The organism is Pseudomaricurvus sp. ABR4_320 (genome assembly GCF_056159445.1).
This window is the reverse complement of the sequence record NZ_JBSWVF010000021.1, coordinates 21,230-45,411: the sequence shown is the minus strand read 5'-3', so window position 1 is coordinate 45,411 and position 24,182 is coordinate 21,230. Positions and strand designations below refer to the sequence as shown.

Below are 24,182 nucleotides of genomic sequence, written 5' to 3'. Positions count from 1 at the left end.
GCCTTAACCCCTTAATTTCCAGCTGAAAAATCGATTTCCTGGCCATCGGCCAGACGAACATAGGCTTTTTTCCAGTCGCTAGTACGCCCGATACCGTGACGGGTACGGCGAGACTTACCTTTAACGACCATTGTGCTCACACCTTCGACCTTCACTTCAAACAGCTTTTCAACCGCTGCTTTAATTTCAGCTTTTTCAGCGTTGCGCACTACCTTAAACACCACCTGATTACTGGCATCTCCGGCGCCTGCAGCCTTTTCAGAAATCACCGGGCCCAGCAGAACCTTATAAATACGCTCTTCGCTCATCCCAGTATCTCCTCGAATTTCTTCAGTGCAGACACAGTTACCAGAACTTTCTCGTAACCAATCAAACTGACCGGATCTACACCCACTGCGTCTCTGATTTCGACCTTATGCAGGTTACGAGCTGCAAGAAACAAGTTCTCACTAACATCTTCAGAAACGATCAACGCGTCGTTAATGTTGTATTGCGCCAACTGCTGGAGAAGCAATTTCGTTTTAGGCGCTTCAACATCAAACGTTTCAACGACAACCAGACGTTCTTGGCGAGCCAATTCAGACAGAATGCAACGCAGCGCTGCGCGGTACATCTTCTTGTTCAGCTTCTGAGCAAAATCGCGCGGTTTCGCTGCAAATGTAACACCACCTGTACGCCAAATAGGGCTGCGTATGGTGCCAGCTCTCGCACGACCAGTTCCTTTTTGACGCCAAGGCTTCTTGCCGCCACCACTAACCTCCGAACGAGTTTTTTGAGATTTAGTGCCCTGACGTGCGCCCGCCAAATATGCGGTCACTGCCTGATGTACCAAGTCTTCGTTAAACTCTCTACCAAAAGCCACCTCTGAAACAGAGACCGTTCCAGCGGCACCCTCAGGTGTTGCAATAGTCAAATCCATCGCTTTAAACCTTTGCCCACTTAACCTTAACGGCGCTTAACTGCCGGCCGCACGATAACATCTCCGCCAGGAGCACCAGGAATAGCGCCTTTGACCAACAGGAGATTACGCTCTGCATCTACACGAACGATTTCGAGATTCTGCACAGTGACGCGCTCAGCACCCATGTGCCCAGCCATCTTCTTGCCTTTGAATACTCGTCCAGGGGTCTGACACTGCCCAATAGAACCGGGGGCACGATGCGAAAGAGAGTTGCCGTGCGTAGCATCCTGGGTACGGAAGTTCCAACGCTTCACACCGCCAGCAAAACCTTTACCTTTGGAAGTACCAGTAATGTCGACATACTGGCCGGCCTCAAAAGAAGCCACACCAATTTCACCACCAACATCAAAGGCTTCTTCAGCAGGATTGCGCAGCTCCCAAACACCTCGACCAGCCTCAGTTGAAGCTTTTGAAAAGTGTCCGGCTTGAGCCTTGGATACACGGGATGCCCGACGCTCACCAACGGTAACCTGTACCGCCGAGTAGCCATCAGTTTCTTCGCTCTTAATTTGGGTAATGCGATTGGGCGAAACCTCAATCACAGTCACAGGGAGGGACGCACCGTCTTCATTGAAAACGCGCGTCATGCCGCACTTGCGGCCGACTAGACCTACAGTCATTTTAGAAACCTCTCAGTGCACGGGGCTATCACCCGCTATGGCTGCCCTTTTCAGAGCATTACACGCGCCCGGCTGTTCCGGACTCGGTTGAACAAATTTGGTTAAATTACTACTGCTGCCGTAATACCACTACCGCTGATTAGCCCAAGCTAATCTGAACCTCAACACCCGCTGCAAGATCGAGCTTCATGAGAGCATCAACAGTTTTTTCCGTTGGCTCAACAATATCAAGAAGCCGCTTATGGGTGCGGATTTCGTACTGATCTCGAGCATCTTTATTAACATGCGGAGAGATCAAAACGGTGTAACGCTCTTTGCGAGTTGGCAGGGGAATCGGGCCGCGAACCTGTGCTCCGGTACGCTTAGCAGTCTCAACAATTTCCTGGGTAGAAGTGTCGATCAATTTGTGATCAAACGCCTTCAGGCGAATGCGAATACGCTGATTCTGCATTGAACCAAACTCCATAATGTCTCAAAGAACTAAAGCCAAGTAAGATGGCTTCACTGACCTTTTTCTTGATGTTCCCCGAAAAAGGAAGCGGAATTCTATAGAGCGGCCAATAAAGAGTCAACACTGAAATCAGGAAAAAATCTTATTTTTTTACGTCAGCCACATATTGGGCTAAAGCCAGGCAAGACGTTAATCCTGGCGACTCAATACCATATAGAGAAACCCAGCCCGGCATGCCGAACTCCTCTCCATACTGCACCATAAAATCTGCCGCAGCAGCCCCTGGGCCAACTATTTTCGGCCGAATCCCTGAATAGGCGGGTATTAACTGACCATCCGCTAGCGCAGGATAGTATTCTCGGACTGCCCGATAAAACTCCCCTACCCGCTCTTCCTCAACCTGATAGTCGATTCGATCAATCCACCTGGTATCTGGCCCAAAGCGAGCACGCCCCTGAAGATCTAAAGTCAAATGAGTCCCAAGCCCCACTTCATTGGGCAAAGGATAGATCAACCGTGAAAATGGTGTTTTTCCGGAAAGTGAAAAATAACAGCCTTTTGAAAGATATCGCGGCGGAATCCTGTCTTGGGGCATCCCCTCTAATGCACCAGCCACATCCCATGCTGATAGACCACCACAGTTATACAGCGCTGAGGCGGATATTTCCGCAGGATCCTCACCGCCAGTGCGAATGATAAACTCGCTGCCGCGATAGACGCCCCCTACAAACGGTGTTGCCAAAACAATAACGCCGCCAGCGTCCTCCATATCACCTTGAAGTGCTAGCATCAGTTCGTGACTGTTAATAATGCCGGTCGACGGAGAAAGTATTGCCCGATCAGATTGCAAAGCCGGCTCAATTTCTACCAACTCCTCTTGCTCTACATAGCGAACATCCGCCACTCCGTTGGTAAGTGCCTTCTCATAGATTCCCTTCAAACCCTCAAGTTGCCGCTGACCGCGCGCAACGATCAATTTACCAACGCGCTTGTGCTCGATATTCTTTTCAGAACAATAGGCATATAACATGTCACGCCCAGCGACACACATACGCGCCTTAAAACTGCCCTGAGGGTAGTAAATACCAGCATGTATCACTTCACTATTACGCGAACTGGTCTCTTCACCGATACCACGATGGCGCTCAATAACCAGCACACTGCCACCAGCCTTGGCTAACTCACGCGCCACCGCCAAACCGACGACACCTGCACCAATTACGACCGCATCAAAATCCGCCACATCATCTCCTTACGCATTCACTCAGAGCTATCATGCCGACCCTGCCTACCATGCCGAAACAAAAACGGGGAGTCAGACTCCCCGTTTAAGTATAGAACGACACCTAGAATGGACAGAATCACTCGAGGATTTTAGCAACCACACCCGCACCTACAGTACGACCGCCTTCACGGATCGCGAAACGCAGACCTTCGTCCATCGCAATCGGGCAGATCAGGGTAACAGTCATCTGAATGTTGTCACCAGGCATAACCATTTCTACACCTTCCGGCAGTTCACACGCACCAGTCACGTCCGTAGTACGGAAGTAAAACTGTGGACGGTAGCCTTTGAAGAATGGGGTATGACGACCACCTTCTTCCTTGGACAGAACGTAGACTTCGCCTTCAAACTTGGTGTGAGGGGTGATAGAACCTGGCTTCGCCAGAACCTGTCCACGCTCAACTTCGTCACGCTTGGTACCACGCAACAGAACACCAACGTTCTCACCAGCGCGACCTTCGTCCAACAGCTTGCGGAACATTTCAACACCGGTACAGGTGGTCTTGGTGGTGTCTTTGATACCGATAATTTCGATCTCTTCACCAACCTTGATGATACCGCGCTCTACACGACCAGTAACAACCGTACCACGACCCTGAATCGAGAAAACGTCTTCGATTGGCATAATGAACGCACCGTCGATCGCACGCTCTGGCTCAGGGATATAGCTGTCGAGCGTTTCTACCAACTTCTTAACAGCAGTCGTACCAAGCTCATTGTCGTCTTCGCCGTTCAGAGCCATCAGCGCAGAACCCGCAATGATCGGAGTATCATCACCTGGGAACTCGTAGGTATCCAGAAGCTCACGCAACTCCATCTCTACCAGCTCAAGCATTTCAGCGTATTCTTCTGAATCCACGCCGCCACAGTCTTCCGCCAGCAGGTCAGCCTTGTTCAGAAACACAACGATGTAAGGTACACCGACCTGACGGGACAACAGGATGTGCTCGCGAGTTTGAGGCATCGGGCCGTCAGTCGCACCACACACCAAAATCGCACCGTCCATTTGTGCCGCACCGGTAATCATGTTCTTCACATAATCCGCGTGCCCTGGGCAGTCAACGTGCGCGTAGTGACGATCCGGTGAATCGTACTCAACGTGAGATGTCGCGATGGTGATACCACGCTCACGCTCTTCCGGCGCATTGTCGATACCGTCAAACGCAACAGCCGATCCGCCCCAAACTTCCGCACATACGCGTGTCAGCGCCGCAGTCAGCGTTGTCTTACCATGGTCAACGTGACCAATCGTGCCCACGTTAACGTGCGGCTTGGAACGTTCAAATGTTTCTTTTGCCACTTTATTTTCCTCTGTTTCTAACTGTTCAAGTGAGATTAATTAAAAAGAGATTCTGTGACGGGAACCTCAGGTGTTTCTGGAGATGATCTCATCTGCCACATTTTTAGGCGCATCCGCATAATGCAGAAACTCCATTGTGAAGGTTGCACGCCCTTGTGTCGCAGACCGCAGATCTGTGGCATAACCAAACATTTCTGCTAACGGCACTTCGGCATTCACAATCTTGCCGGAAGGGCTTTCCTCCATTCCATGAATCAAGCCGCGCCGACGATTGAGATCACCAACCACATCCCCCATATTTTCCTCGGGAGTGACGACTTCTACTTTCATCATGGGCTCCAACAAAACCGCCCCCCCTTCCGAAGCCAACTTTTTGGTTGCCATCGAAGCGGCAATTTTAAACGCCATTTCGTTAGAGTCTACATCATGATAAGAGCCGTCATAAACGGTCGCCTTCAGACCAAGCAACGGGTAACCAGCCAGCACACCATTTTGCATCTGATCACTAATGCCCTTTTCAATGGCCGGAATATACTCTCTAGGAACGGCGCCGCCAACGATCTCATTGACGAACTCCAACCCCTCAGCGTTCTCATCGTCAGCTGGCTCAAACCGAATCCAGACATGCCCATATTGTCCCCGGCCTCCAGATTGACGGACGAACTTACCTTCGATCTCACTGGAGCGAGTTATCCGCTCTCTGTAAGCCACCTGAGGCTTACCAATGTTTGCCTCGACACTAAACTCACGCCGCATACGGTCGACGATAATATCGAGGTGCAACTCACCCATCCCAGAGATGATCGTCTGGCCAGTTTCTTCATCGGTCTTGACTCGGAAAGACGGATCCTCTTGCGCCAGCTTACCCAGAGCAATCGACATTTTTTCCTGATCCGCTTGCGTTCTCGGCTCGACCGCAACGGAAATCACTGGCTCCGGAAAGTCCATTCGCTCAAGCACAATTTTGGCAGATTCCGAGCACAACGTATCGCCTGTGGTCGTATCTTTAAGGCCGATAGCAGCAGCGATATCACCGGCCAACACCTCTTTAATTTCTTCGCGAGAATTCGAGTGCATTTGCACCATCCGACCGATTCTCTCCCGTTTTCCTTTTACCGAGTTATAAACCGCAGTTCCACTGGCCAAGGTCCCCGAATAGACTCGGAAAAACGTTAAAGTACCAACGAATGGGTCCGTCGCAATTTTGAACGCCAAAGCCGCAAAAGGGGCTTTATCATCAGCCTCGCGCGTTTCGATAGATTCGTCATCTTCCAAATGCCCCTCAATGGCTTTCACCTCAACCGGAGATGGCAGGTACTCGATGACCGCATCCAGCATTGCCTGAACGCCCTTATTTTTAAAAGCAGAACCTCCGACAACTGGAACAATTTCGTTTGCTAAGGTACGCAGACGAATCCCCGTCTTAATCTGCTCTTCTGAGAGCTCCCCCTCCTCCAGATAAAGCTCCATCAGTTCTTCACTGGCTTCCGCAGCCGACTCGACCAGATATTCACGCATACTTTCGCATTCATCTTGAAGCTCTGCAGGAATATCTCCGTAGTCAAAAGTCATCCCCATATCGTCGGGATTCCAATGGATGGCTTTCATCTTGACCAGATCGACCACGCCCTCAAATTGATCCTCAGCACCTATAGTCATCTGCAGAGGAACCGGATTTGCGTTCAACTTTTTCTTAAGTTGATCGACAACCATCATAAAATCAGCGCCAGCGCGATCCATCTTATTGACGAAGACTAAGCGCGGAACCTCATACTTGTTTGCCTGACGCCAAACAGTCTCAGTTTGCGGCTGGACACCCGAAGAACCACAGAGCACCACCACCGCGCCGTCAAGCACCCGCAGAGACCGCTCCACCTCAATCGTGAAATCAACGTGTCCAGGAGTGTCAATGATATTAATACGGTGCTGATCAAACTGCTGTTGCATACCAGCCCAGAAACACGTTGTCGCCGCAGAGGTGATGGTAATTCCACGCTCCTGCTCTTGCTCCATCCAATCCATGGTCGCAGCGCCATCGTGCACCTCACCAATCTTGTGAGACAACCCAGTGTAAAACAGCACCCGCTCTGTCGTTGTAGTCTTTCCTGCGTCCACATGGGCGCAAATGCCAATATTGCGATAGCGGGAAATGGGAGTTTTGCGAGCCATGAAAATACCTTCCGTTTCTGCCTGTTATGAACAACAAAAGGCAGCCTGATGCTGCCTTTTGTTTTGCTCTCTCTGAGCTATAGCCCTTATCAGGGTTCCCACAATAACGGTTAAAAACGGTAGTGAGAGAACGCCTTGTTTGCTTCGGCCATACGATGGACGTCTTCGCGCTTTTTCACGGCGCCGCCCTTACCCTGTGCTGCATCAATCAATTCACCTGCGAGGCGAGCGGCCATTGACTTCTCACCGCGCTTGCGCGAGAACTCTACAAGCCAGCGCATTGCCAGAGCCTGACGACGAGATGGACGGACTTCAACCGGTACCTGGTAGGTTGCACCACCAACACGGCGGGACTTTACCTCAACCAACGGTGCAATTTTATCGAGCGCTTCATCAAACACCTCGATTGCATCCTGTTTGGTTTTATCCGCAACGGTATCAAGTGCTCCGTACACGATTCTCTCTGCGACAGACTTCTTGCCACTAACCATAACCATGTTCATAAACTTGGCTAAAGTCACATTCCCGTATTTGGGATCTGGCAATACTTCGCGTTTCGCGACAACTCTTCTTCTTGGCATATTCGTAAACTCTCTTCAGGACTCTCCAGGATAAAGCACCCGGCCTTACTCTCACCACAAGGCGAGACTCAGTCATTCATTCAGCAAGCAAACACCCTCGCGTGCCAGGGCATTTGCTAAAGATTATTTAGGACGCTTGGCTCCGTACTTGGAACGAGCCTGCTTCCGGTTGTTAACACCAGAGGTGTCCAAGCTTCCGCGAACTGTGTGATAGCGAACACCCGGCAAATCCTTTACACGACCGCCGCGAATTAGAACCACACTGTGTTCCTGCAGGTTGTGACCTTCACCACCGATATATGAGGTGACTTCGAAGCCGCTGGTCAAACGCACACGGCAAACTTTTCGCAGTGCTGAGTTAGGCTTCTTGGGAGTGGTCGTGTAAACGCGAGTACACACACCGCGACGCTGAGGACAGCCCTGCAAAGCAGGTACGTCACTCTTGGCCAGCTTGCGTTTTCTCGGCTTACGAACCAACTGGTTAATCGTTGCCATCAATTACTCCAAAAACGTATCCCGCGCGGTGTTGCTGCGTCGGGAGCAAACAGGTGAATTAAATAAAAGATTTCAGGTGGCCCCTGAAATCCGATTGACACAAACAAAATAGGGTGGCGCATTCTACGCACCACCACATATTAAATCAAGACTGAAGAACGACAGAAGGATGGATAGCCCGTGAACCCCACTTGGGGGCTCACGTTGGAGACTTGTCTTAGGACGCGCTGGACTTCAAGGCTTCAGTCAAGGCTGCTTCTACCTCTGCTGCCGTTGGCCCTTCGGACTCAACCGACGCTTCCATATCACGACGACGACGGCGATCAGCATGATATGCCAGACCGGTACCAGCAGGAATCAAGCGGCCAACAACGACGTTCTCCTTCAGACCTCGCAGGCTGTCGACCTTTCCAGTCACCGCAGCTTCCGTTAGCACTCGAGTCGTTTCCTGGAAGGACGCGGCAGAAATAAAGGACTCTGTCGCCAAAGACGCCTTGGTGATTCCAAGCAGTTGCCGCTCATATTGAGCAGGCTGCCGATCTTCACCACGCAATTTCTCATTTTCCTCCAGAACCTTCACATACTCCGCCTGCTCACCTTTAACGAAGGATGAGTCACCCATCGAGGCGATCTCCACTTTGCGGAGCATCTGACGAATAATGACTTCAATGTGCTTATCGTTAATTTTCACACCCTGGAGGCGATACACCTCCTGGATTTCATTGGTGATGTAATTCGCCAACGACTCTACGCCCTGTAGACGCAGGATATCGTGAGGATTACTTGGACCATCGGATACAACTTCCCCCTTGGCAACCTGCTCCCCTTCAAACACGGTCAACTGACGATGCTTAGGAATCAGCTGCTCCCAGTGAGTGCTACCATCGGCTAGCAACTCGCCATTGCTCGGGGTGATAACCAAGCGACGTTTACCTTTAGTTTCTTTACCGAATGAAATAGTCCCTGATATTTCCGCCAAAATGGACGGCTCTTTTGGCTTACGGGCTTCAAACAAATCGGCAACTCGTGGCAAACCACCGGTGATATCCCGAGTTTTTGACCCCTCTTGAGGAATACGAGCAATGATGTCACCGACCTGAATCTTGTCGCCGTTACTGATACTGACGATCGCTTTTGAAGGCAGCATGTAATGGGCTGGGACGTTCGTATTCGCCAAATACAGCTCATTACCCTCATCATCAATCAGCGTAATCGCCGGCTTCAGATCTTTACCCGCCGCAGGCCGCTCACCGGGATCCATAACTTCGATAGAGGTCAAGCCAGTCAGTTCGTCTGTCTGACGGCGAATGGAAAGACTGTCTTCCATACCGGCAAACAAAACCGTACCGGCAACTTCTGTAACAATCGGGTGTGTATGCGGATCCCATTTCGCGACGATTTGACCGCCATCAACGTTATCGCCATCGCGTACACTGATCTCTGCACCGTACGGCACCTTATAGCGCTCGCGCTCACGACCGTTGGAATCAGCGACCGCCAACTCACCAGAACGAGACACAGCGACCAAGTGACCATTTGCGTTTTCAACCACTTTAAGGTTAATCAAACGCACAACACCGTCTTGCTTGACCTGGACATTATCAACAGCAGACGCCCTGCTCGCCGCCCCACCGATGTGGAAGGTCCGCATCGTCAGCTGAGTACCAGGCTCACCAATAGACTGAGCCGCGATTACACCAACAGACTCGCCGGGATTGACGCGGTGACCACGCGCAAGATCACGACCGTAGCACTGAGCGCAGATACCATGGCGAGTTTCACAGGTAATCGGGGAGCGAACCATGACTTCATCAATGCCGAACTCTTCGATGCGTTCTACCCATTTCTCATCGATCATGGTGCCAGCGGGAACCAGAATCTCTTCGGTGCCCTCACGCATGACATCGCGAGCAACCACTCGACCCAGGATCCGATCACCCAAAGATTCAATGACGTCGCCACCTTCAATAACTGGGGCCATGGTTAAACCGCCATCGGTTCCGCAGTCAGTTTCGGTGACAACAACGTCTTGAGCCACGTCAACGAGACGACGGGTCAGATATCCTGAGTTAGCGGTTTTGAGTGCGGTATCCGCCAGTCCTTTCCGCGCACCGTGGGTCGAAATAAAGTACTGACCAACGTTCAGACCTTCACGGAAGTTCGCCGTAATAGGCGTCTCAATAATAGAGCCATCCGGCTTGGCCATCAGGCCCCGCATACCCGCCAGCTGGCGGATCTGGGCTGGGGAACCCCGAGCGCCTGAATCCGCGTACATGTAGACAGAGTTGAACGAATCCTGCTCTTCCTCTTCGCCATCACGGTTAATGATGGCTTCTTTACTGATACCTACCATCATCGACTTGGCGACCAGGTCATTAGCACGAGACCAGATGTCGATCACCTTATTGTACTTCTCCCCTTGAGTCACCAGACCAGAGGCGTACTGTGATTCGATTTCCAGTACTTCGGCTTCCGCCGCAGCAACCAAAGATTCTTTCTCGGCAGGGATTTCAAAGTCATTCACACCGATCGAAGAACCTGACTTGGTAGAGTACTCATAACCCATATACATCAGGCGGTCAGCAAATATGACTGTCGCTTTCAAACCGACGGTTCGATAGCACAGATTGATAATCTGTGAAATCGCCTTTTTAACCATCGCCCGATTAACCTGGGAGAAAGGAATTCCTTTGGGTACGATATCCCACAGAAGCACTCGACCAACAGTGGTCTCCAGCAGCCCGGTGGAGTTCACCATTTCGCCACCTTCCTGCAATACATTCTGTTCAATCCGTACCTTAATGCGCGCCTGCAGCCCAACTTGCTTGGCCTGATACGCCCGTGAAACCTCCTTGGTGTCGGCAAAAACCATACCCTCGCCTAACGCATTGACGCGCTCACGGGTCATCCAGTACAGGCCGAGTACAACGTCCTGAGACGGTACAATAATCGGCTCACCGGAGGCGGGAGACAGGATGTTGTTGGTCGACATCATCAGCGCACGGGCTTCAAGCTGGGCTTCCAACGTCAGCGGAACGTGAACAGCCATCTGGTCGCCGTCAAAGTCGGCGTTATACGCCGCACAGACCAGTGGGTGCAGCTGGATAGCCTTACCTTCAATCAGCACTGGCTCGAAGGCCTGAATACCAAGACGGTGCAGAGTGGGCGCCCGGTTCAGCATGACCGGATGCTCACGAATGACTTCGTCGAGAATATCCCAGACAACCGCCTCTTCGCGCTCGACCATTTTCTTGGCCGCTTTGATGGTTGTTGCCAGACCACGGGTTTCCAGCTTGCTGAAAATAAAGGGCTTGAACAGCTCCAGAGCCATTTTCTTAGGCAGACCGCACTGATGCAGGCGCAAGGTTGGTCCCACCACGATCACCGAACGACCGGAGTAGTCAACACGCTTACCGAGCAGGTTCTGACGGAACCGTCCCTGCTTACCTTTAATCATGTCAGCCAGAGATTTGAGAGGACGCTTATTCGAGCCGGTGATAGCGCGGCCGCGACGGCCGTTATCCAGCAGTGCATCCACGGATTCCTGCAGCATGCGCTTTTCGTTGCGGACGATGATGTCCGGCGCGTTCAGATCCAACAGCCGCTTGAGGCGGTTGTTCCGGTTGATTACGCGACGATACAGATCATTCAGATCTGAGGTGGCGAAGCGGCCGCCATCAAGAGGAACTAGAGGACGCAGATCGGGCGGCAGGACCGGCAGAGCTTCCAAGACCATCCACTCGGGCTTGTTACCGGAGTTGTAAAATGCTTCCAGAAGCTTGAGGCGCTTAGACAACTTCTTGATTTTGGTTTCAGAATTCGTTGACGGAATTTCTTCACGCAGAGTCTGAATTTCCTGCTCCAGGTCGATGTCACGCATCAATTCCTGGATGGCTTCAGCACCCATCTTCGCTTCAAATTCGTCGCCAAATTCTTCCATGGCCTCAAAGTACTGCTCGTCGGTCAGTAACTGGCCTTTTTCCAACGTCGTCATGCCTGGATCGGTCACAACGTAGGATTCGAAATACAACACCCGCTCAATATTGCGAAGTGTCATATCCAACAACAGACCCATACGGCTTGGCAGAGACTTCAGGAACCAGATGTGGGCCGTCGGGCAAGCCAGTTCTATGTGACCCATGCGCTCACGGCGGACTTTGGAAAGTGTCACTTCAACGCCACACTTTTCACAAATAATACCGCGGTGTTTCATGCGCTTGTACTTACCACACAAGCACTCATAGTCTTTTACTGGGCCAAAGATTTTGGCACAGAACAAACCTTCGCGCTCGGGCTTGAAGGTCCGGTAGTTGATGGTTTCGGGCTTCTTAACTTCACCGAATGACCAAGAACGAATCATCTCTGGTGATGCCAGAGCGATACGAATGGAATCAAACTCTTCAGTTTGGCCTTGAGACTTTAAAAGGTTTAATAAATCTTTCAAGGTTGTGTCTCCAGTTATCTTAAAGTGAGTCCCGCCTAGCGGAACTCAAGAACTCAGGTGTACTGCCAGTCCAATGCCCCATCCCAGGCATGTTGCGATGCCCGGAAGGTACTTACCAACTGTCTTAACTTTCGTTTTCCAGTTCGATATTGATACCCAAAGAGCGAATCTCTTTAACCAATACATTGAACGATTCCGGCATCCCCGGCTCCATGCGGTGGTCACCATCAACGATGTTTTTGTACATCTTGGTACGGCCGGCCACGTCGTCCGACTTAACGGTCAACATTTCTTGCAAAGTATAGGCGGCACCGTATGCCTCGAGAGCCCAGACTTCCATCTCCCCGAAGCGCTGACCACCAAACTGTGCCTTACCACCCAGCGGCTGCTGAGTAACCAAGCTGTAAGAACCCGTCGAGCGAGCATGCATCTTGTCATCCACCAAGTGGTTGAGCTTGAGCATGTACATGTAACCAACCGTTACCGGACGCTCAAAGGCGTCGCCCGTGCGTCCGTCATACAATTGAGTTTGGCCAGTGTCTGAGAGATCCGCCAAACGCAAGAGCTCCTTGATCTCGGCTTCTTTAGCTCCATCAAATACTGGCGTCGCCATTGGCACACCCTTCGACAGATTGTGGGCCAACTCAAGGACGTCGCCGTCAGAGAAGGATTCAAGGTTTTCACGTGCCGTGGAGTCCCCGGCCTTGTTATAAACCTCATCAAGGAAACCACGAACCTCAGCAACAGCTTTTTGTTCTCGGATCATATTGTTGATCTTGTTGCCAAGACCCTTCGCTGCCATTCCCAAGTGAGTCTCAAGAATCTGGCCTACGTTCATTCGCGAAGGCACACCGAGTGGATTAAGCACGATATCGACCGGCTCGCCATTGGCATCATATGGCATATCTTCGATCGGCATAATTACCGAGATTACACCTTTGTTACCGTGACGACCCGCCATCTTGTCACCAGGCTGAATGCGACGCTTGACCGCGAGATACACCTTAACGATTTTCAGTACACCTGGCGCCAGATCATCACCGGTTGCCAGCTTGCGCTTCTTGTCTTCAAAGCGCTCATCAAGAATCTTACGGCGTTCGGCTAACTGCTCCTCAGCACGATCGAGCTGCTCATTGAGAGCATCTTCGGACATGCGCAGCTTGAACCACTGCTCTGGTGCCAAACCGTCCAAAACGTCGCCGGTTAAGGCTTCGCCCTTCTTAGCGACTGGACCGCTAGCGACGACCTGACCTTCCAACGCTGTTCGCAAGCGCTCGAAAGTCGCCAACTCAACGATACGATATTCTTCGTTCAAGTCTTTACGGACCGCGTCCAGCTGCGCCTTTTCAATTTGCAGCGAGCGCTGATCTTTTTCGAGACCATCGCGAGTAAACACTTGCACGTCGATAACCGTTCCACGGGTGCTCGATGGAACACGTAGAGAAGTATCCTTTACGTCAGAGGCCTTTTCACCGAAGATCGCACGTAACAGTTTTTCTTCTGGGGTTAACTGAGTTTCTCCTTTAGGAGTCACTTTACCGACCAGGATATCGCCAGGACCGACTTCAGCACCGATATAAACCACACCGGATTCATCCAGCTTGGAGAGCGCGCCTTCACCCACGTTGGGAATATCTGCCGTGATTTCTTCACTACCCAATTTGGTATCGCGAGAGATACACGTCAGCTCCTGAATGTGGATCGTAGTGAAGCGATCTTCCTGTACAACTCGCTCGGAAACCAAAATGGAATCCTCGAAGTTGTATCCGTTCCAGGGCATGAACGCGATACGCATGTTCTGACCCAACGCCAGCTCACCCAAATCAACGGATGGACCATCAGCTAGAATGTCACCGCGAGCAACCATGTCACCCGTTTTTACGATGGGGCGCTGATTGATACAGGTATTCTGGTTGGACCGGGTGTACTTGATCAGGTTGTAGATATCGACACCGGCATCGCCTGATTCAGTCTCTGAATCATTGGCCTTGACTACAATCCTCGCTGCATCCACGCGCTCGATAACACCACCACGCTTGGCAACAACACAAACACCTGAGTCGGAAGCAACATTACGCTCCATACCGGTACCCACCAGAGGCTTCTCTGCCTTCAAGGTAGGCACAGCTTGTCGCTGCATGTTCGATCCCATAAGCGCGCGGTTCGCATCATCGTGCTCGAGGAACGGAATCAGCGACGCTGCAACAGATACAACCTGACGCGGCGAGACATCCATATACTCAACTTCGTCGGCAGACTTGAAGGTAAACTCCCCCATGTGCCGAACCGAAACCAATTCGTCAACGAGACGGTTGTTCTCATCCAGCTGCGCAGAAGCCTGGGCAATAATGTAACCGGACTCATTGATCGCCGACAGATACTCGATCTCATCAGTAGCAACGCCATCGACAACACGACGGTAAGGCGCTTCCAAGAAGCCGTAGCTGTTAGTGCGCGAATAGGTCGCCAGCGAGTTGATCAAACCAATGTTTGGACCTTCAGGCGTCTCGATTGGGCATACCCGACCATAGTGAGTTGGATGCACATCCCGCACCTCAAATCCCGCGCGCTCGCGCGTCAAACCACCAGGCCCCAATGCGGAGACGCGGCGCTTGTGCGTGACCTCAGACAAGGGGTTGTTCTGGTCCATAAACTGAGACAGCTGAGAGGATCCAAAGAATTCCTTCACTGCAGCAGCGACCGGTTTAGCGTTGATCAAATCCTGAGGCATCAAACCTTCGGACTCGGCCATAGAGAGACGCTCTTTAACCGCCCGCTCCACACGAACAAGGCCAACTCGGAATTGGTTTTCCGCCATCTCACCTACAGAACGCACACGACGGTTACCCAAGTGGTCAATATCATCTACAACGCCTTTACCGTTGCGAATATCCACCAGGGTTTTAAGAACATCGACAATGTCGTCGTTCGACAGAGTACCGCTACCCTCGTCAACGCCACGTGCCAGCCTACGGTTAAACTTCATTCGTCCAACGGCCGACAAGTCATAACGCTCTTGCGAGAAGAACAGGTTCTGGAAAAGAGCTTCTGCAGACTCTTTGGTCGGCGGCTCACCCGGGCGCATCATGCGATAGATTTCGATAAGCGCTTCCAACTCAGTACGAGTCGGATCGATCAACAGTGTATCCGAGACAAAAGGACCGCAATCCAGCTCATTGGTATAAAGCGTCTGGATCTCTTCCAGGCCCAACTCTTCGACCTTAACCAGAATTTCTTCAGTGATTTCGGTGTTACATTCAAATAGAAGCTCACCGGTCTCCGTATCCGCCAAATCGCGAGCCAGGCGGCGCCCGAGCAAATAATCACGGGGAACAACCATCTCGGTCACACCGCTCTTTTCAAGTTCGCGGATATGACGAGCGGTTACACGACGACCTTCTTCAACGATTACGTTGCCATCGGTATCGACGATATCAAACGTTGCAATATCACCACGGAGACGCGACGGTACCAATTCCAACATGTACTGCCCATCAGCAATGCGGAAACGGCTGGTATCGAAGAACATTTCCAGCATTTGCTCAGAGGTAAAACCGAGGGCGCGCAAAAGAATGGAGGCCGGCAATTTACGACGACGGTCGATACGAACATAAACCAGGTCTTTGGGATCGAATTCGAAATCGAGCCAAGAGCCACGGTAAGGAATAACCCGTGCGGAATACAACAGCTTTCCAGACGAGTGCGTCTTACCCTTATCATGGTCAAAAAAGACACCGGGAGAACGGTGTAGCTGGGATACGATTACCCGCTCTGTACCATTAACAACAAACGTACCATTGTCAGTCATGAGCGGAATTTCGCCCATGTAGACTTCCTGTTCTTTAATATCCTTGATGGCTTTATTTGACGACTCTTTGTCGTAAATAATCAATCGGACCTTAACACGGAGCGGCACAGCAAAAGTCGCACCGCGCAATATGCACTCATTGACATCAAATGCAGGCTTGCCGAGCACATAGCTCACATACTCAAGCGCAGCGCTACCGGAGTAGCTGATGATAGGGAATACGGACTTAAATGCGGCATGAAGACCGACATCCATTCTCTGCTCAGGTGTTGAATCAGCCTGAGTAAACTTGCGATAGGAATCCAACTGTATCGCCAGGAGAAATGGAACATCCATCACATGTGGCAATTTGCCGAAATCTTTACGAATACGTTTTTTCTCAGTATATGAGTAAGCCATCTATATTCCCCAGCTTGTTCTCGGATAAGGCTTGACGTCGCTCTGTATAAGGTGACTAATGAGCACCTCGAAAAGGCAGATATATCCGCATTGCCAGCGGGCCCTGTTTTCACTCGCCAGGGCGGCGGACAACACAGCAGCAGGTTGTGTTAAAAGGCTGAGTTTGTCATCGTCTCCTCTTGTTGAACGGCAAAAAGGCCGACGGGCAGTGCCCGCCAGCCTCCTGTCTGTAATACAGTCTGACAGGTGCAGACTAACAGAATTACTTCAGCTCTACGGAAGCGCCAGCTTCTTCCAACTGCTTCTTAGCGTCTTCAGCAGCATCTTTCGCAGCAGCTTCAAGAACTGTCGCTGGAGCGCTTTCTACCAAGCCTTTAGCTTCTTTCAAGCCCAGACCGGTGATCGCACGAACAGCCTTAATGACGTTGACTTTCTTGTCGCCAGCAGCAGACAGAACAACGTCAAAATCAGTTTTCTCTTCAGCAGCAGCGCCACCGTCAGCAGCAGCGGCAGGAGCAGCAACGGCAACCGCAGCTTGTGCAGAAACGCCGAACTTCTCTTCCATAGCTGCAACCAGCTCAACAACGTCCATTACAGACATTTCTGCGATAGCGTTTAAAATATCGTCTTTAGACAGAGACATGATGTATCTCCTAAAATTAAAATGTGAAAGTTATTTAACGAAACCATTATTGGCAGAGACAAAGCTCTACCAGTTACGATGCATCCTGCTTCTGATCGCGTACCGCCGCAACGACACGAGTAACCTTGGTAGGAACTTCGTTGAAAGTTCTGACCAACTTGGTAACCGGTGCAATCATGACAGCTGCCAAGCTTGACAATGCCTGCTCCAAAGTTGGGAGGGTTGCCAGAGCGTCGATTTGAGACGCGTCTAAAGACTTACCACCAACTGAGAGAACCTTGACTTCAAACTTGTCATTCTCTTTAGCAAAATCCTTGAACAAGCGCGCAGCTGCACCGGGATCTTCCATGGAAAACCCGAACAACGACGGCCCAACAAGGGCATCGTTGACACACTCATACTCAGTTCCCTGAAGAGCTCGTTTCGCAAGCGTATTGCGGACAACTCTCAGGTCAACATTGTTTTCACGTGCCAGTTTGCGGAGTTCTGTCATTTTCGAAACATTGACGCCACGAGCGTCAGCAACAACCAATGACAGAGCATTACTCGCGGTCTCGTTAACCTCGGCCACAATAACTTTTTTGTCTTCGAGTGCTAATGCCACAAGATTTCTCCTGGATCTGATTACCCCCCAAAATTATTCAAGAGATAATCGTTACTCAATTCCGTCCGGCGTGCCGTTCGGAACCCATTTCGGTGATCAAATCCAGTTAATACTGAATGGGTTCACCATCTGCGTAGGCTTTGCTCAATGACTCTATTAAGCCTGCTCATTTAACATTCAAAAGAACAGACGCCTACGGTCTTTGACGGACCCCGCCGAAGCGAGGACCCCAAAGTCTTTTCAATTAAATATTCAACGAAGCCTGGTCGACGGACACGCCCGGCCCCATTGTGGTGCTGACAGAGATCTTCTTCAGATAGACACCCTTAGCTGTCGCAGGCTTAACTTTTTTCAAGTCAGCGATCAAAGCTTCCAGGTTCTCTTGCAATGCAGGAGCCTCAAACGTCAGCTTACCAATTGCACCATGTATGATGCCGCCTTTATCCGCACGAAAACGAACCTGGCCCGCTTTGGCATTTTTGACAGCGCCAGCAACGTCAGGAGTGACGGTTCCGGTTTTCGGGTTAGGCATCAAACCGCGAGGTCCGAGTATCTGGCCCAACTGCCCTACCACCCGCATTGCAGCTGGATCGGCAATTACTACGTCAAAATCAAGATTGCCAGCTTTCACTTGTTCGGCAAGATCTTCCATCCCGACGATATCTGCACCGGCTTCTTTGGCTGCATCTGCATTAGCGCCTTGCGTAAAAACTGCGACACGTACGTCTTTGCCTGAACCATTTGGAAGAGTGGTTGCACCGCGAACCGCTTGATCAGACTTACGAGGATCAATCCCCAGATTAATCGCAACATCGACTGTCTCACCAAATTTCACGGAGGAGACGTCTTTCAGAAGAGCCACTGCATCGGCAAAAGTATATGCTTTACCCAGCTCGATCTTTTCGCGAATCGCTTTTTGACGCTTACTCAATTTAGCCATCTCAGTTAACCCCCTCAACGTCAAGACCCATTGCTCGGGCAGATCCAGCGATTGTTCTAACCGCGGCATCCATGTCAGCAGCCGTCAAATCCGGCATTTTAGTGGTCGCAATTTCTTCCAATTGCGCACGTGTCACTTTACCGACTTTCTGAGTATTCGGGCGGCCTGAGCCACTTTTGATGCCTGCAGCCTTCTTCAACAAGAAAGATGCGGGAGGCGTTTTCATGGTAAATGTGAAGCTGCGATCACTGTAAACAGTAATGACAACTGGAATCGGAGATCCCGGCTCCATGCTCTGAGTCTGTGCATTAAATGCTTTGCAGAACTCCATGATATTCACACCACGCTGACCCAGCGCAGGCCCAACTGGGGGACTTGGATTGGCCTGACCGGCCGCTACCTGCAATTTAATGTAGGCATCGATTTTCTTAGCCATAACAGCTCTCCTGTAGTGGGTGATAACGCCTCGAGCTCACTCAGTGTAAACCGTCGCAGGCTCCCCGGTTTTGCTGACGACACACATCGCCAAGCGAGAATACTTACGCTTTTTCGACCTGGGAAAAATCCAGCTCGACCGGTGTTGATCTACCAAAAATCAACACTGCCACATGCAACTTGCTCTTTTCATAATTAACCTCCTCAACGACCCCATTGAAGTCATTAAAAGGTCCATCAACGACACGAACCATTTCTCCAGGCTCGAAAATCGTCTTAGGCTTAGGCTTATCGACAGAATCATCGACTCGCTGCAAGATTGCATTTGCCTCTTTTTCAGTAATCGGTGCAGGCTTATCGGCTTTTCCACCAATAAAGCCCATAACCCTGGGCGTCTCTTTAACTAAGTGCCAACTCTCATCACTGAGTTCCATCTGCACCAACACGTAGCCAGGGAAAAATTTCCGCTCCGACTTACGCTTTTGACCGCCTTTCATCTCTACAACTTCTTCGGTGGGGACCAACACCTCACCAAACTGGTCCTGCATTCCAGCGAGCTCGATCCGCTCTTTGAGAGAGGTCGCCACTTTCTTTTCGTAGCCGGAGTACGCATGTACTACATACCAACGCATTGCCATGTTTTGTCTCTATTCTCTATCCGATAATGAGCGAAGCCAGCCATCCTAACAGGGAGTCCAGCGCCCAAAGGATCAAAGCCATAACAATGACCACTGCAACCACAATAAGCGTGGTCTGATTTACCTCCTGTCGTGTCGGCCATACAACACGCCGAAACTCTTGCTGCGACTCTCGCAACAAGCTCCAGAAAGCATATCCCTTAGATGTATTAACCGCGATAAATAGCGCTACTGCGGCACCCGCCACCAACGCCAAAACCCGATAAAAGATCGGGAAATCTGAATAAAACGAGTTTCCAACTACACCAGCAGCCACCAGAGCAAACACAAGCAACCACTTGAGCCAATCCAGTCGAAACTCCTTGGCTTCAGCCTTAGTGCTCATACGCTCTTAGTTCCAAACCTTTAATAGTAGTACATAGAATAAAAATATGGCAGGCCAGGAGGGACTCGAACCCCCAACAGCCGGTTTTGGAGACCGGTGCTCTACCAATTGAACTACTGGCCTAAATGAAAAAATTGGGGCAGCGCAACGGCGTCCCCCAATTTTATCCTGACACCAATGGCGTCACTTCTTGCTACTTTTAACCCTCGATCACTCGAGGATTTTAGCAACCACACCCGCACCTACAGTACGACCGCCTTCACGGATCGCGAAACGCAGACCTTCGTCCATCGCAATCGGGCAGATCAGGGTAACAGTCATCTGAATGTTGTCACCAGGCATAACCATTTCTACACCTTCCGGCAGTTCACACGCACCAGTCACGTCCGTAGTACGGAAGTAAAACTGTGGACGGTAGCCTTTGAAGAATGGGGTATGACGACCACCTTCTTCCTTGGACAGAACGTAGACTTCGCCTTCAAACTTGGTGTGAGGGGTGATAGAACCTGGCTTCGCCAGAACCTGTCCACGCTCAACTTCGTCACGCTTGGTACCACGCAACAGAACACCAACGTTCTCACCAGCGCGACCTTCGTCCAACAGCTTGCGGAACATTTCAACACCGGTACAGGTGGTCTTGGTGGTGTCTTTGATACCGATAATTTCGATCTCTTCACCAACCTTGATGATACCGCGCTCTACACGACCAGTAACAACCGTACCACGACCCTGAATCGAGAAAACGTCTTCGATTGGCATAATGAACGCACCGTCGATCGCACGCTCTGGCTCAGGGATATAGCTGTCGAGCGTTTCTACCAACTTCTTAACAGCAGTCGTACCAAGCTCATTGTCGTCTTCGCCGTTCAGAGCCATCAGCGCAGAACCCGCAATGATCGGAGTATCATCACCTGGGAACTCGTAGGTATCCAGAAGCTCACGCAACTCCATCTCTACCAGCTCAAGCATTTCAGCGTATTCTTCTGAATCCACGCCGCCACAGTCTTCCGCCAGCAGGTCAGCCTTGTTCAGAAACACAACGATGTAAGGTACACCGACCTGACGGGACAACAGGATGTGCTCGCGAGTTTGAGGCATCGGGCCGTCAGTCGCACCACACACCAAAATCGCACCGTCCATTTGTGCCGCACCGGTAATCATGTTCTTCACATAATCCGCGTGCCCTGGGCAGTCAACGTGCGCGTAGTGACGATCCGGTGAATCGTACTCAACGTGAGATGTCGCGATGGTGATACCACGCTCACGCTCTTCCGGCGCATTGTCGATACCGTCAAACGCAACAGCCGATCCGCCCCAAACTTCCGCACATACGCGTGTCAGCGCCGCAGTCAGCGTTGTCTTACCATGGTCAACGTGACCAATCGTGCCCACGTTAACGTGCGGCTTGGAACGTTCAAATGTTTCTTTTGCCATTGCGAGGACCTCCTCAATATGTAATAAATAACCGTCAGCCCGAAAATAACCGCACGATGCTGCGGGGCCGGCATATTACGCCAAATGGAGCTCTTGAGCGGATTTGAACCGCTGACCTCACCCTTACCAAGGGTGTGCTCTACCAACTGAGCTACAAGAGCCAAACGAGGTAATATTAAATATAAATTGGAGCGGGCAGCGGGAATCGAACCCGCATCATCAGCTTGGAAGGCTGAGGTTCTACCATTGAACTATGCCCGCTAACTACTGCCTTTACCGAAGCTTATGCTCGGTGAGCTTGCAGCCCACTCACTTTCCGCAACAACCAAGGGCCGCTTGCGTATAAATATGGTGCAGGGGGGTGGATTCGAACCACCGAAGCTTGCGCGTCAGATTTACAGTCTGATCCCTTTGGCCACTCGGGAACCCCTGCGAAAAAAGAGGCGGTATTCTCCGCCTCATTTTGCGCACTGTCAACAGAAAAAAGGCGTTAACCCAACCTATCAACAAGAGCCTGAATTAAAATGGAGCTGGCGAGAGGAGTCGAACCCCCGACCGGCTGATTACAAGTCAGCTGCTCTACCAACTGAGCTACGCCAGCTCTACACACTAAAAGGACCTCATCCTTAGTGAGGGCGCGATTCTAGATAAACTTTTCACCCGAAGCAACACCACAAGAGAACTTTTCTTGTTCTGATGACATATTGATGTCTATCCGAGTTAATTTGTGATCGTAGGAGGCATTTTTTGATCGAATTACGATCAAATCAATGAGCACCTTCGGCCTGCTCCCAGGGCCAATAGCGATATTCACACCGATCCAGGCCATCCAATACCAGATCTTCTATAAACTCAATCGCACCACGGAAATCTGCAGCCACCCTCGCCTTCATCATTTCCGCGACGAACCGACCATCCCCACCGGTCACCAACAGCTTGCCTGTCAGCGAGCCACCCCACCAACCTTCCTTTCGCAAACTGGCTAACACCTCACTGATAAATCCTGTCACCATTAAAGGCAACCCATAATTAACAGCATCACTGGTATTCCGCCCTGGAAAACCCTCGCGCATCAGATGAGGATCCCCTCGAACCAATTCGGTCCCTTTAAACAACCCTCGATGCATCATAGAAAATCCAGGAATAATATAGCCACCTAAATGACTGTTATCCCTCAACACATCAAGCGTTATGGCACTGCCACAATCAACCACAATTGCACCATCGACGTCATATGCTGATGCGGCAAGCACCCCGAGCCAACGATCCACTCCGAGCTGCCAGGGCGTATCATAGCCAACAGACACCCCATAGCTGGCTTTGCTGACCACCGCAAACTCAGGCGCAACTTGAAAAGCCTCCCTGGCCCAAACATCCAGATCCTCGCAAACACTGTCCCCACCAACACAGGCGATTTGTATTCGCTCAATAACTGCAGAGGCAACCAGCTGTGTGAGAGCATCCAACAGAGCTCGATTAGACGAGTAATCGCGACGCAGCATAGCGCCTCGGGTGGTTCCACGCTCACTGGATCTTAACCGCCACTTGAGCCTGGTATTGCCGACATCAACCTGTAAAGACGCCACTTAGACCTCCCTCATACTGATCTCTCCACCAGAAAACTCGCGAATGCCATCCGACAACTCTAAACGAAGCGCACCGGCTTCGGACACGCCCCGGTTGACTCCCTTGATGGACGATGCCGGCGTCGTCAACGCGACTTCCACATTTCGATGCGCATTAAGCTCATTCCATCTCGCCCGCAATGGCGCAAAACCAAACTTCTGAAATCGCGCCATTTCCGGAAGCAGACGATTGAGCAATGCTGCCGCAACCTGATTGCGAGAGACATCAGCACCGGCAACGTCCTGTACACAGGTATAGGGCTGATCGATTCCACCCGTAACTCTACCAGCGCCAACGACATTAACCCCCATACCGGCGACCACTCGGATAGCACCTTCAGGATCCCCGGATATTTCTAGCAAAATTCCCGCGAGCTTGCGGCGCTCATGCAACAGATCATTTGGCCATTTAAGACCGATCCCATGACAGCCAAGATCCTCAAGCGCATTCGCCAGAGCAACGCCCACCGCCAAACTCAGTCCCTCAACAGCACTAATGCCACCTTCGAACTCCAGCGATACAGAAAGATAGATATTTTTTCCGAGTGGACTTACCCAGCGACGCCCCAGACGACCTCGCCCCGCTGTCTGACATTCAGCCAAACAAACACTTCCCGGAGGTAGCGAGACTCCCGCCCCATGAAGAAAAAAGGTGTTGGTAGAGTCAACTCGATCAAGCAACTCCAGTCTCGCCAAAAGATCCCGAGCAGCCTCATCAAGCTGCGATAAAATCAACTCACGCTCAAGCAGCTCGATACCGCCAGGAAGCCGATAGCCTTTTCCGCGCACCGACTCCACAACGAGGCCGACATCCTCAAGCTTTTGCAGATGTTTCCAAACCGCCGTACGACTAACCTGCAACGCCTCTCCAAGATGCTCACCGGAGTGAAACTCTCCGTCTCCGAGCAATCTGAGAACTTCTTTGAGATCCAACTCAGACTCCAAACCCTTGAAGCAAAGGCGAA

The 24,182-nt window shown here is 51.2% G+C and carries 20 protein-coding genes and 5 tRNA genes; all 25 read right to left on the bottom strand.

The window, feature by feature from the left end; genetic code table 11:
- Positions 1 to 11 precede the first annotated feature (11 nt).
- Positions 12 to 308 carry a 50S ribosomal protein L23 gene (gene rplW, locus ACXAFR_RS24320; protein WP_475182006.1) on the bottom strand — a complete coding sequence of 99 codons (297 nt, stop codon included), beginning with the start codon at positions 306 to 308 and terminating at the stop codon, positions 12 to 14.
- Positions 305 to 919 carry a 50S ribosomal protein L4 gene (gene rplD / locus ACXAFR_RS24315; RefSeq protein ID WP_475182004.1) on the bottom strand — a complete coding sequence of 205 codons (615 nt, stop codon included), beginning with the start codon at positions 917 to 919 and terminating at the stop codon, positions 305 to 307. The genes rplW and rplD overlap by 4 nt, the downstream gene beginning before the upstream one ends.
- 26 nt (positions 920 to 945) lie before the next feature.
- On the bottom strand, positions 946 to 1,581 hold the full coding sequence (rplC, locus tag ACXAFR_RS24310; RefSeq protein WP_475182002.1) for a 50S ribosomal protein L3: 636 nt from the start codon (positions 1,579 to 1,581) through the stop codon (positions 946 to 948).
- A gap of 139 nt (positions 1,582 to 1,720) precedes the next feature.
- Positions 1,721 to 2,032, bottom strand: a complete 312-nt coding sequence (gene rpsJ, locus ACXAFR_RS24305) for a 30S ribosomal protein S10 (protein WP_475182000.1) — start codon at positions 2,030 to 2,032, stop codon at positions 1,721 to 1,723.
- Between the two features lie 142 nt (positions 2,033 to 2,174).
- Positions 2,175 to 3,275 carry an NAD(P)/FAD-dependent oxidoreductase gene (locus ACXAFR_RS24300; RefSeq protein ID WP_475181998.1) on the bottom strand — a complete coding sequence of 367 codons (1,101 nt, stop codon included), beginning with the start codon at positions 3,273 to 3,275 and terminating at the stop codon, positions 2,175 to 2,177.
- Between the two features lie 118 nt (positions 3,276 to 3,393).
- Positions 3,394 to 4,617 (bottom strand): elongation factor Tu, encoded by a 1,224-nt coding sequence (gene tuf, locus ACXAFR_RS24295; RefSeq protein WP_475181975.1) that lies wholly within the window; start codon positions 4,615 to 4,617, stop codon positions 3,394 to 3,396.
- A 66-nt stretch (positions 4,618 to 4,683) separates the two neighbouring features.
- Positions 4,684 to 6,786, bottom strand: a complete 2,103-nt coding sequence (gene fusA, locus ACXAFR_RS24290) for an elongation factor G (protein ID WP_475181996.1) — start codon at positions 6,784 to 6,786, stop codon at positions 4,684 to 4,686.
- Positions 6,787 to 6,896: 110 nt separating this feature from the next.
- Positions 6,897 to 7,367: a 30S ribosomal protein S7 gene (gene rpsG, locus ACXAFR_RS24285; RefSeq protein ID WP_475181993.1), complete on the bottom strand. Its 471-nt coding sequence runs from the start codon at positions 7,365 to 7,367 to the stop codon at positions 6,897 to 6,899.
- 123 nt (positions 7,368 to 7,490) lie between these two features.
- Positions 7,491 to 7,862 carry a 30S ribosomal protein S12 gene (gene rpsL / locus ACXAFR_RS24280; RefSeq protein ID WP_475181991.1) on the bottom strand — a complete coding sequence of 124 codons (372 nt, stop codon included), beginning with the start codon at positions 7,860 to 7,862 and terminating at the stop codon, positions 7,491 to 7,493.
- 217 nt (positions 7,863 to 8,079) lie between these two features.
- Complete coding sequence (gene rpoC, locus ACXAFR_RS24275) at positions 8,080 to 12,306, bottom strand: DNA-directed RNA polymerase subunit beta' (protein WP_475181989.1); 4,227 nt, start codon at positions 12,304 to 12,306, stop codon at positions 8,080 to 8,082.
- Between the two features lie 124 nt (positions 12,307 to 12,430).
- On the bottom strand, positions 12,431 to 16,513 hold the full coding sequence (gene rpoB, locus ACXAFR_RS24270; RefSeq protein WP_475181988.1) for a DNA-directed RNA polymerase subunit beta: 4,083 nt from the start codon (positions 16,511 to 16,513) through the stop codon (positions 12,431 to 12,433).
- Positions 16,514 to 16,775: 262 nt separating this feature from the next.
- Positions 16,776 to 17,156, bottom strand: coding sequence for a 50S ribosomal protein L7/L12 (rplL, locus tag ACXAFR_RS24265; RefSeq protein WP_475181985.1), 381 nt, complete (start codon positions 17,154 to 17,156; stop codon positions 16,776 to 16,778).
- A 73-nt stretch (positions 17,157 to 17,229) separates the two neighbouring features.
- Positions 17,230 to 17,760, bottom strand: coding sequence for a 50S ribosomal protein L10 (gene rplJ / locus ACXAFR_RS24260; protein ID WP_475181984.1), 531 nt, complete (start codon positions 17,758 to 17,760; stop codon positions 17,230 to 17,232).
- 244 nt (positions 17,761 to 18,004) lie between these two features.
- Positions 18,005 to 18,700: a 50S ribosomal protein L1 gene (gene rplA / locus ACXAFR_RS24255; RefSeq protein ID WP_475181981.1), complete on the bottom strand. Its 696-nt coding sequence runs from the start codon at positions 18,698 to 18,700 to the stop codon at positions 18,005 to 18,007.
- A 1-nt stretch (position 18,701) separates the two neighbouring features.
- Positions 18,702 to 19,136 (bottom strand): 50S ribosomal protein L11, encoded by a 435-nt coding sequence (gene rplK, locus ACXAFR_RS24250; RefSeq protein ID WP_475181978.1) that lies wholly within the window; start codon positions 19,134 to 19,136, stop codon positions 18,702 to 18,704.
- 103 nt (positions 19,137 to 19,239) lie between these two features.
- Positions 19,240 to 19,773 carry a transcription termination/antitermination protein NusG gene (gene nusG / locus ACXAFR_RS24245; protein ID WP_475181977.1) on the bottom strand — a complete coding sequence of 178 codons (534 nt, stop codon included), beginning with the start codon at positions 19,771 to 19,773 and terminating at the stop codon, positions 19,240 to 19,242.
- Positions 19,774 to 19,789: 16 nt separating this feature from the next.
- Positions 19,790 to 20,158 carry a preprotein translocase subunit SecE gene (gene secE / locus ACXAFR_RS24240; protein WP_475181976.1) on the bottom strand — a complete coding sequence of 123 codons (369 nt, stop codon included), beginning with the start codon at positions 20,156 to 20,158 and terminating at the stop codon, positions 19,790 to 19,792.
- Positions 20,159 to 20,205: 47 nt separating this feature from the next.
- Positions 20,206 to 20,281 (bottom strand) — tRNA-Trp (locus ACXAFR_RS24235).
- A gap of 87 nt (positions 20,282 to 20,368) precedes the next feature.
- On the bottom strand, positions 20,369 to 21,592 hold the full coding sequence (gene tuf / locus ACXAFR_RS24230) for an elongation factor Tu (RefSeq protein WP_475181975.1): 1,224 nt from the start codon (positions 21,590 to 21,592) through the stop codon (positions 20,369 to 20,371).
- 85 nt (positions 21,593 to 21,677) lie between these two features.
- A tRNA-Thr gene (locus tag ACXAFR_RS24225) sits at positions 21,678 to 21,753 on the bottom strand.
- A 26-nt stretch (positions 21,754 to 21,779) separates the two neighbouring features.
- Positions 21,780 to 21,853 (bottom strand) — tRNA-Gly (locus ACXAFR_RS24220).
- An 88-nt stretch (positions 21,854 to 21,941) separates the two neighbouring features.
- Positions 21,942 to 22,025: transfer RNA gene (locus ACXAFR_RS24215), tRNA-Tyr, on the bottom strand.
- 92 nt (positions 22,026 to 22,117) lie between these two features.
- Positions 22,118 to 22,193, bottom strand: a tRNA-Thr gene (locus ACXAFR_RS24210).
- A 166-nt stretch (positions 22,194 to 22,359) separates the two neighbouring features.
- On the bottom strand, positions 22,360 to 23,178 hold the full coding sequence (locus tag ACXAFR_RS24205) for a type III pantothenate kinase (RefSeq protein ID WP_475181972.1): 819 nt from the start codon (positions 23,176 to 23,178) through the stop codon (positions 22,360 to 22,362).
- The gene (gene birA / locus ACXAFR_RS24200) at positions 23,179 to 24,150 is read right to left on the bottom strand and encodes a bifunctional biotin--[acetyl-CoA-carboxylase] ligase/biotin operon repressor BirA (RefSeq protein ID WP_475181971.1); all 972 of its coding nucleotides are present in this window, start codon (positions 24,148 to 24,150) and stop codon (positions 23,179 to 23,181) included.
- Between the last annotated feature and the right edge of the window lie 32 nt (positions 24,151 to 24,182).